The sequence below is a fragment of the Burkholderia sp. Ac-20345 genome (genome assembly GCF_017104825.1).
GTDB classification, from domain to species: domain Bacteria; phylum Pseudomonadota; class Gammaproteobacteria; order Burkholderiales; family Burkholderiaceae; genus Burkholderia; species Burkholderia lata_B.
Window position 1 is genome coordinate 20,767 of sequence record NZ_JAAGPO010000129.1, and the last position, 8,776, is coordinate 29,542.

The following is an 8,776-nucleotide window of genomic DNA, read 5'->3' on the forward strand; positions in this document are numbered from 1 at the left end:
CTCCTCTTAGTTTCCCGTGGCGGGATGGGCTTCGGTCAGCGTCACGCGTCCATCGACGCATAGCCGGCCGCGGGCGCTTTCCGCCCAGATGCGAATCTCGGGCGACACCGGGTCGTGGGTCGCGCATACGTAGAACGGTTCGTTGTCGAAGAGCGGGCCGACTGCCTTGAAAGAAAATCCGGAGATGTTTGCGCGCGGCAGGTTGCGGCGCACGAGATCGATGAGCAGCGTGGCGGTCAGCGGCCCATGGACAACCAGTGCGGGATACCCTTCCTGCTCGGTCGCGTACGGACGGTCGTAGTGGATCCGGTGGCCGTTGTAGGTCACGGCTGAATAGCGGAACAGCAGCACGGGATCGGGCACGACCAGGCGCCGCCAGGTGCCGTCGCTGGGCGCGTCGATTCCGCTGTCCGGCGAGCTCGTTGCCCGGGGCGCATCGCGGTAGACGATGTCCTGCTCTTCAGACAGCAGCGTGCCTTCGAGATCTTCGAGCTGATGGCGGACACGCACGAACACCAGCGGCCCGCTGCGTCCTTCCTTTGAGCCGACGTCGACGATTTGCGACGTCCGGGTGACGTCGTGGCCGATTCGAACCGGACGTTCGAATTGCACGCGGCTGCCGGCCCACATGCGGCGCGGCAACGGCACGGGCGGCAGGAACCCGCCGCGCGTGGGATGCCCGTCGACGCCGACGTGCGACTGGCGGGCAATGGCGGGAAAGAGCGCCCAGTGCCAGAGCGGCGGAAGCGCATCGTCCGGCTCGAGCGCTGCTTCGTGGTCGAGCAGCGCCGCGAGCTGCGCGACGAGTCGAGGCGAGACGGTTTCGCGTTCGGATTGCGTGCGCCCGATCCAGTTGCGAAGGTTGTCGAATTCTGCGGACATGTCGTCGGTTTTCCAAAGATGCGTCGTTGCTGCTAGCGTGACGCACCGGACTGCCGGCGACAATTTGTGCTTCGGAAACGGGGCTTTAAGTGGCGTTTAAGGTGTCACGGCAACCTGGCCGGCATCGTGAAGATGGTCGTCGTCCTGGGCCTTGCCGGTGAGCTGATCGACCAGTTCGCGCGCGAACGACGGCAACAGGTCGAGGCTGCGGATGCAGATCAGCAGATTGCGGGTTGCCCAGTCGTCCTCGATCGATACGAGCTTGACGTTCATGAGCCGCGCATAACGTGCCGCCGAAGAGAATGGCAGCACGCCGATCCCCACGTTCGCCTCGACCATTCGGCACAGTGCCTCGAAATTGCCCACTTCGATCCGCACCTGAAGGGTCTTGTGGAGATCGTTGACGACGCGATTGAGGAAGTTATGGATCGCGCTCGCTTCCGGGAGCCCGATGAAGTCGAAGCCGGTGGTTTCCGCGAACGGGATCGATTGGCGGTCGGCCAGCGGATGCGACGGATGGACGGCGAGGATCAGCTTGTCCCGGCGATAGGGCAGCGTCATCAACGATTCGGTCCTGACATCACCCGCCACGATGCCGATGTCCGCCCACCCTTCGCTGATCGCGCGGACGATATCGTGGCTCAGTCGTTCCTTCAGACCGATATTGACGTCCGGGTGGGTCGCAAGAAAGTCGCGCAGGTCGTTCGGCAGGAACTCGGTGGTCGCGGTGGTATTGGCGAACAATCGAATATGACCCTTGATACCGCGCGCGTATTCCTGCATGTCGCCGCGCAAGTGCTCGAGTTGCGACAGCACGAGCCGCGCATGATGCAGGAACGCCTGCCCGGGCGGGGTGAGCGTCACGCCCTGGCTCGTCCGGAACAGCAGCTTCGAGCCCATGCTCTCTTCGAGATTCTTGATGCGCGTGCTGGCGGCGGGTACCGACATGCACGAGCGCTCGGCGCCGCGTGTCAGGCTGTTCGTTTCCGCGATGGCGCTCATCAGGCGGAGATCGACCAGATCGAAATGCATTCCCATGATTTGCCTCCTGGCTTTGGCGTGCCGATGAGCGAATCATAGCAACAGGAAAAAATCCGCAAAAGTAAGGATTCCATCTACGGGCTTATATTTCACGTGAGTCCGCATATATTGGCGAATATAGAGGTTCAATGTCGAGGCTTGAGATTTGTGACTATGCAAAATTCCGCAAGATAATCTCGACGCAAATCAAGACGGCCCGTTTTCGTCGATCGACAATCCGCTCAACGTCGGGGGAGCGCAATGAGGTCCTCCGTCGATCCGACTGCCCTCTACAGGAGATAGCGATGTTGATTGCACCGTACAAGAACGAGCCGTTCGACCTCTTTGACACCGACGCCGCCGTCGCCGAGATGCGTGGCGCGCTCGACAAGGTGCGTACGCGCTTTGGCGAGACGTATCCGCTGATCATCAATGGCGAACGCGTCATGACGGACGACAGGCTCGTCTCGACGAACCCGTCGAATCCGGCGGAGATCGTCGGTTACTCGGCGAAGGCAACGCAGCAGCACGCCGATGCGGCACTTGATGCGGCATGGAAGGCGTTCGAATCGTGGAAGCGCTGGACGCAGGAAGATCGCTCGCGCGTGATGCTGAAGGCCGCTGCGATCATGCGTCGCCGCAAGCGCGAACTCGAAGCATGGCTCGTCTACGAGATCGGCAAGAACTATGTCGAGGCCAGCGCCGAAGTCGCGGAGATGATCGACTTCACCGAGTACTACGCACGGCAGGCGCTGACCCACGTCGGTGGACTGGGTTCGCTGATCCACTATCCGGGCGAGGAGAACGAGAGCTTCTACATTCCGCTCGGCGCCGGCGTCACGATTTCGCCGTGGAATTTCCCGATGGCGCTGATGACGGGCATGACCGTGGGCGCGATCGTCGTCGGCAACACCGTCGTGTGCAAGCCGGCGGAGGACACGGTCGTGTCGCTGGCGAAGGTGTTCGACATCTTCGAGGAAGCCGGTCTGCCGCCGGGTGTCGTCAACTATCTGCCTGGCAACGGCCGCGACGTCGGCTCGTATCTCGTCGCGCATCCGCGCACCCGCTTCGTCAATTTCACCGGGTCGCTCGCAACCGGCGCGGCGATCAACGAATCGGCGGCGAAGCTCGCGCCGGGGCAGAAGTGGTTCAAGCGCGTCTTCCTGGAGCTGGGCGGCAAGGACGGCATCCTGGTCGACGAAACCGCCAATCTGGACGACGCCGCAACGGGCGTGATCCAGGCTGCGTTCGGCTATTCCGGCCAGAAATGCTCGGCTTGCTCGCGCCTGATCGTGGTGGATTCCGTCTATGACGCGCTGATCGAGCGCGTGATCGAACGTACGAAGAAGCTGGTCGTCGACGAGGCGAAGAACAACCCGAGCCTCGGGCCCGTGTGCAACGAAATGCAGTACAACAAGGTTCAGTCGTACATCGACATCGGCCGCGGCGAGGGCAAGCTGCTGACGGGCGGCAAGGTTGTCGACGCACCGGGCTACCTGATCGAGCCGACGATCTTCGGCGACGTGTCGCCGACCGCGCGCATCGCGCAGGAAGAAGTGTTCGGTCCGTTCGTCGCGGCGATCCGCGTGAAGGACTTCACCGAAGGCCTGCAGGTCGCGAACAACACGGTCTACGGCCTGACCGGCGCGCTGTTCTCGAACGACCGCGAGCGCATCGAAATCGCTCGCCGCGAGTTCCATGTCGGCAACCTGTACTTCAACCGCAAATGCACCGGCGCGCTCGTCGGGATCCAGCCGTTCGGCGGATTCAATCTCACCGGTACCGACACGAAGACCGGTGGCCCGGACTACCTGCTTCAGTTCATGCAGATCAAGGCTGTCGCCGAGCGTCTGTAAGTTTGATGTCCCGGTCCGGCGTACGTCCATGCGCCGGGCCGGTTTTTTTCCGGACCTGAAAACTTAAATGAACATCATTGCGGACAGAATCGGGCAGATCGCGCCCGCGGAGACGATGGCGATGGCCGCGCGTGCAGCGGAGCTGCGCCGGGCCGGGCGGAACGTGATATCGCTGTCGCAGGGCGAGCCGGATTTTCCCACCCCCGAGAACATCCAGGAGGCGGCCATTCGGGCAATGCGCAGCGGCAAGACGCGCTATACCGAGGCGGCGGGCATCCCGGAGTTGCGCGAGGCAATTGCGGCGAAGCTCGCGAACGACAATGGCCTGATCTACCCGGTCGCGGGTATCAGCGTGTCGTCGGGCGCGAAACAGGCAATCTTCGCGGCGTTCTTTGCGTCGCTGAACGTCGGTGACGAAGTGATTGTGCCGACACCCTGCTGGGTGTCCTATCCCGAGATCGTGAAGATGTCGGGCGGTACGCCGGTTTGTGTCCCGTGCCCGGAAACCGCAGGCTTCAAGCTCACGGCGGCACAACTCGAAGCCGCCATTACGCCACGCACCAAGTGGTTGATGCTGAATTCGCCGTCCAATCCGACCGGTGCCGTGTATTCGCGCGACGAACTGACGTCGCTCGCCGACGTGCTGCGTCGGCACCCGCATGTCTGGGTGCTGTCGGACGACATCTACGAGAAGCTGATTTACATCGACGCCCCGTTCAGCAACATCCTGAACGTCGCCCCCGATCTGTACGAGCGCACGCTGCTCATCAACGGCGTGTCGAAGGTGTACGCGATGACAGGGTGGCGTATCGGCTACGCAGCAGGACCTGCGCAGCTCATCAACGCGATGAATCTCGTGCAGGGGCAGATCGTCACGAGCGCGACGTCCATCGCGCAATACGCATCGGTTGAAGCGCTCACCGGTAGTCAGGTGTTCGTCGAGACGTCGCTGCGCGCGTTCGATCGGCGACGCAGGCAGGTCGTTGAAGCGTTGCGTCGCATTCCCGGGCTGCAATGCCGCGAGCCGGAAGGGGCGTTCTATGCGTTCGTCGGCTGTCAGGATTTGATCGGGCGGCATACGTTGTCCGGCGCGCGTATCGGCAGCGACCAGGATTTCGTCCGGTACCTGCTGGACGATGCCAACGTTGCAGTCGTCTCCGGGACAGGGTTCCTGCTTTCTCCGTATTTCAGGCTGTCGTATGCCGCGTCCGTCGAGCAGCTGGAGGAAGCGCTCCAGCGTATCGAGGCGGCATGCGCGAAGCTGCTGGCCTGAATTCGATCTGACGCATCGAACCACGACGCATCACCAAGAGGCATGTCATGAGCGAAAGAATCGTCATTACCGGTGGCGGCGGTATCGGGTGTTCCATCGCCTACTTTCTGTCCCGGCAGGGCCGCACCGATCGCGAGATCTGGGTGATTGAACGCGATCCGACATACCGGATCGCATCGTCGGCGCTGTCGGCCAGCTCGATCCGTCAACAGTTCTCGACACCGTCCTGCATCCAGCTGTCGCGATTCGGCTACGAGTTCATGCGTTCGATCGAACGCGACAAGGCGCGATTCGGCGCAGGCGTCGATCTGACCGACTGCGGCTATCTGTTCGTTGGTACGTCCGGCCAGGCGCCCGCGCTGCGCAAGCGAACCGCGCTGGCGCGGTCGATGGGCGTCGCCATCGCCGAGCGATCGCCGCAGGAGCTGATTGCGCGCTATCCGTGGTTGAACGTCAGCGATCTCGCGTATGCGGCAGAGGGCTTGTCCGGGGAAGGCTGGTTCGACGGATACAGCCTGATGCAGTGGTATCGCAATCGGGCACGTGAGGCTGGCGTCCAGTTCGTCACAGGTGACGCGGCGGCATACCGTACGACGGGCAATCGCATCACGCATGTCGAATTGAGCGACGGCCGCCTGATTGCCGGGGATCAATTCGTGAATGCGGGTGGCGCGTGGTCGTCGAAGCTCGCGGGCACGGTTGGAATCGATCTGCCCATTCGACCACGCCGGCGTTGCGCATTTGTCGTGTCCTGCCCGACCGCGATACCGGATCTCCCGATCTTGATCGACACCTCGGGCATCTATCTGAGGCGCGAGCAAAATCACTATCTGTGCATCGTGTCGCCGTCGGCCGAGCATGATCTCGACGACTTGCCGCTCGACGTCAATTTCGCGGAGTTCGACGACATTATCTGGCCGACGCTCGCGGAACGAATCCCGGCTTTCGAAGCGCTACGTGTCGAACATGCGTGGGCCGGCTATTACGAATACAACGTGCTGGATCACAACGGCCTCATCGGTCAAAGCGGCCCGGAGAATTCGTTCGTCGCCGCGGGATTCAGTGGTCACGGAATGATGCACAGCCCGGGCGTCGGTCGCGGCATGGCGGAACTTCTGTCGTTCGGTGAGTACCGGACGATCGATCTGACTCCGCTGTCGGCCGATCGAATCAATACCGGAAATCTGGTAATCGAGGAGGCGGTTTACTGAGCGTGGCGAGGTCACGCTGGAAGCGCACGCGCCGGTCGCCGTGGTGGTGTCCGGCGCGTTCTCTTTGGGGCGGGCGATGTTGTTGCCGTCAGGCCGGGTGAAGACCACGTCCGCGGGCATCGCGATACTGCCGCGGGGTCAGGTGCGTGGCCAGCTTGAACTGGCGCGTAAACGCGCTATGGTCCGCGTAGCCGCAACTGGCTGCAATGTCGGTAATGCTGTGGTCGGTGGTTTCGAGCAGCTTGCATGCGTGATCGATGCGCATCTTCATCAGTAGCTGCTTCGGCGTCAGGTGGAATACTTCGCGCGTCAGGCGCTCGAGCGTGTCGACCGAGATCGACGCATGATCGGCCGCCTCCGTGATGAGGATGTTCTGACTCAGGTGCTGTTCCAGATAGGCAAGAAAGTCGAAAAGCCGCCGGTATCCGTGATGCCGCTCATCGGGGCGCGGCAGGTCACGGGAGACACCGATCATGCCGATGCCGCTCTCATTCTCGTCGATGATTGGAAACTTCGAACTGAGGCACCAGTATTTGTGCCCGATGCCGGTCGAGTACAGACGAAGCCGGTCAACGATCGGTGCCTTGTTTTCGATGACGGACAAGTCTTGTGCGACGGTGCTTGCGCCGGTCACGGGAAAGAGTTGATCTGCGGTCTTGCCGATGACGTCATCGCGTGCGAGGCCGCTTCGATCGATCAGCGTCTGGTTGACGGACAGATAGCGCGCATTGGCGTCCTTGACGTAATAGAGCACGTCGGGGAGGCAGTCGAAGACTCGCTCCAGCAGCTCCGGATGGCGATCCAACTGTCTGATCAGCGCGACGAGCATGTCTTTGTCGGTTTGGGACGGCATGCGGACTCTGGGCAATAAGGGAACCGGATGCCGATTGTACCGGGACGACAGGCGGCGTCCAGGAATGGAAAAAGGGCTCCGCGATGGGCGGAACCCTTCGTGCATGGCGATCTGCCGGCGTAAGCCCTTATTGGCTTGCGTGTGCGGCGGGCCCGAGCAGCGCCTCGCGGAAACGGCTGCGCAGATAAGGACCGTCGCGCGGCGGCAGGCACACCGGAGCCGGATCGGTGCTGACCTTGATGGTTGCGAGTACCGGGCCGTCACCGTTCAGGATGGCGTCGACGAAGTCGTCGAGTTGCACTTCTGTCGTGATCGTGCGTGCGTTTTCGATGCAGGCTGCCCGTGCCACAGCCGTGACGTCGACGCCCCGTCCGGCGTGTGCGGGCTGCATGCCGGTTTCGGCGTAGTGACCGTTGTCGATCACGACGATCGACAGATTGGACGGACGATCGACGCCGACGGTCGCCAGCGAGCCGAGGCCCATCATCATTTCGCCGTCGCCGACGAACACGACGACACGCCTGGACGGTTGCGCACGGGCGATGCCGAGCCCGAACGTCACGGCGCCGCCCATGGCACCCCAGAGATAGAAGTTTTGCGGCGTGTCGCCGGCGGCGGCAACGTCGAAGGTCGGGTTGCCGAGGCTGGTGACGGCCAGTACGCGATCCGCGCGATCGCGGAGGATGCGTTGAACGGCCGTCCGGCGGTTCAGGGGAATGGTCTGTTGCGTCATGTCGATGCTCACTTTTTGAAATTCTTCGTGCCGATCACGCGCTGGCCGATCAGTACGGCCACCATGCGCGACGTGTTGAACGCGAAATTCAGCGCCGCCTGGACTGTCGGGGCCACTTCGTCGGCATCGTCCGCGCGGTACACATGGACGCCGGCGGATTCCAGGGCTGCCTGTGTCGATTTGCCCATCGCGACCTGCCACGGGTTGAACTCGCCCCACTCACCGCGCATCGTGACGAGCATCAGGATCGGCATTCGGCACTCGTGCTGCAGCGACAGCATGTTGATGCAGTTGCCGACGCCGCTCGACTGCAGCAGCAGCACGCCGCGTTGCCCGCCGACCCAGGCGCCGCCCATCATGGCAACGCCTTCTTCTTCGGTGGTCAGGGATACGGCGTGAATGTCGGAATCGCCTTCGCAAAGCTCGATGAGGCGCTTGTGGCCGGCGTCGGGCACGTACGCAACCTGACGTACGTCGGAGGATTTGAAATGCTCGAAGATGGTATCGGGCCAGTTAGCTGACATGATGGGCTGGACGGTTGACGTCGAGAGTAGGGAAAGGGATATCGCGTGACCGGCATGCGCCGATGTGCACGGCGTTTGCGGATGAGACAAGCGTGCCGCAGCAATTTTCCGAACTCAATTTGCGATTGCGTAATGGGTGTTTAACCGCCGGTTAACGTGGGGAAGCGCCACGTCGGCCGGGCTTCGGGCCTATGTTGGAGCGACGAATTCGAGGGGTTTGAAGGCCCTGTTTCAGAATCTTGAATTCCAGCAGGATCGTTCGATATGCAAACTGATGTCCTGAACCTTTCGAGGACATGTGCATGAAAATCCTGGTGCCAGTGAAAAGAGTGGTCGATTACAACGTGAAGGTCCGCGTGAAGTCGGACAACACGGGTGTCGACATCGCGAACGTGAAGATGTCGATGAACCCGTTCGACGAAAT

At 62.0% G+C, this 8,776-nt stretch carries 8 protein-coding genes and 1 pseudogene; 4 read left to right on the forward strand and 5 right to left on the reverse strand.

The genetic code is table 11. The features are described from left to right. Window positions 1–6: 6 nt before the first annotated feature. Window positions 7–882, reverse strand: a complete 876-nt coding sequence (locus G3O06_RS32690) for a MaoC family dehydratase N-terminal domain-containing protein (RefSeq protein ID WP_205818687.1) — start codon at window positions 880–882, stop codon at window positions 7–9. A gap of 96 nt (window positions 883–978) precedes the next feature. Next, window positions 979–1,920: a LysR substrate-binding domain-containing protein gene (locus tag G3O06_RS32695; protein WP_205818688.1), complete on the reverse strand. Its 942-nt coding sequence runs from the start codon at window positions 1,918–1,920 to the stop codon at window positions 979–981. Window positions 1,921–2,207: 287 nt separating this feature from the next. Here G3O06_RS32695 and pruA point away from each other — a divergent pair, with 287 nt between their 5' ends. The 3 genes from pruA (at window position 2,208) to G3O06_RS32710 (ending at window position 6,242) form a co-directional block, all read left to right on the forward strand. Beyond that, window positions 2,208–3,758 carry an L-glutamate gamma-semialdehyde dehydrogenase gene (gene pruA / locus G3O06_RS32700; RefSeq protein WP_205818689.1) on the forward strand — a complete coding sequence of 517 codons (1,551 nt, stop codon included), beginning with the start codon at window positions 2,208–2,210 and terminating at the stop codon, window positions 3,756–3,758. Between the two features lie 67 nt (window positions 3,759–3,825). Then, window positions 3,826–5,031, forward strand: coding sequence for a pyridoxal phosphate-dependent aminotransferase (locus G3O06_RS32705; protein ID WP_205818690.1), 1,206 nt, complete (start codon window positions 3,826–3,828; stop codon window positions 5,029–5,031). Between the two features lie 47 nt (window positions 5,032–5,078). Continuing rightward, the gene (locus G3O06_RS32710; RefSeq protein WP_205818691.1) at window positions 5,079–6,242 is read left to right on the forward strand and encodes an FAD-dependent oxidoreductase; all 1,164 of its coding nucleotides are present in this window, start codon (window positions 5,079–5,081) and stop codon (window positions 6,240–6,242) included. Between the two features lie 88 nt (window positions 6,243–6,330). Here the strand turns inward: G3O06_RS32710 and G3O06_RS32715 are convergent, their stop codons facing one another. From G3O06_RS32715 to G3O06_RS32725, 3 genes are all read right to left on the reverse strand, one after another. Beyond that, complete coding sequence (locus G3O06_RS32715; RefSeq protein ID WP_205818692.1) at window positions 6,331–7,095, reverse strand: helix-turn-helix domain-containing protein; 765 nt, start codon at window positions 7,093–7,095, stop codon at window positions 6,331–6,333. A gap of 127 nt (window positions 7,096–7,222) precedes the next feature. After that, window positions 7,223–7,828, reverse strand: a complete 606-nt coding sequence (locus G3O06_RS32720) for a thiamine pyrophosphate-dependent enzyme (RefSeq protein WP_205818693.1) — start codon at window positions 7,826–7,828, stop codon at window positions 7,223–7,225. Window positions 7,829–7,836: 8 nt separating this feature from the next. Beyond that, window positions 7,837–8,352, reverse strand: coding sequence for a thiamine pyrophosphate-binding protein (locus tag G3O06_RS32725; RefSeq protein WP_122950269.1), 516 nt, complete (start codon window positions 8,350–8,352; stop codon window positions 7,837–7,839). Between the two features lie 302 nt (window positions 8,353–8,654). On the opposite strand from G3O06_RS32725, the pseudogene G3O06_RS32730 reads away from it, so the two are divergent. Further along, a pseudogene (locus G3O06_RS32730) lies at window positions 8,655–8,776 on the forward strand (electron transfer flavoprotein subunit beta/FixA family protein); the annotation flags it as partial.

Bases quoted from the DNA above. Each gene is read 5' to 3' on its own strand.
- G3O06_RS32690 (WP_205818687.1), bottom strand. From the start codon at position 882: ATGTCCGCAGAATTCGACAACCTTCGCAACTGGATCGGGCGCACGCAA.
- G3O06_RS32695 (WP_205818688.1), bottom strand. From the start codon at position 1,920: ATGGGAATGCATTTCGATCTGGTCGATCTCCGCCTGATGAGCGCCATC.
- pruA (WP_205818689.1), top strand. From the start codon at position 2,208: ATGTTGATTGCACCGTACAAGAACGAGCCGTTCGACCTCTTTGACACC.
- G3O06_RS32705 (WP_205818690.1), top strand. From the start codon at position 3,826: ATGAACATCATTGCGGACAGAATCGGGCAGATCGCGCCCGCGGAGACG.
- G3O06_RS32710 (WP_205818691.1), top strand. From the start codon at position 5,079: ATGAGCGAAAGAATCGTCATTACCGGTGGCGGCGGTATCGGGTGTTCC.
- G3O06_RS32715 (WP_205818692.1), bottom strand. From the start codon at position 7,095: ATGCCGTCCCAAACCGACAAAGACATGCTCGTCGCGCTGATCAGACAG.
- G3O06_RS32720 (WP_205818693.1), bottom strand. From the start codon at position 7,828: ATGACGCAACAGACCATTCCCCTGAACCGCCGGACGGCCGTTCAACGC.
- G3O06_RS32725 (WP_122950269.1), bottom strand. From the start codon at position 8,352: ATGTCAGCTAACTGGCCCGATACCATCTTCGAGCATTTCAAATCCTCC.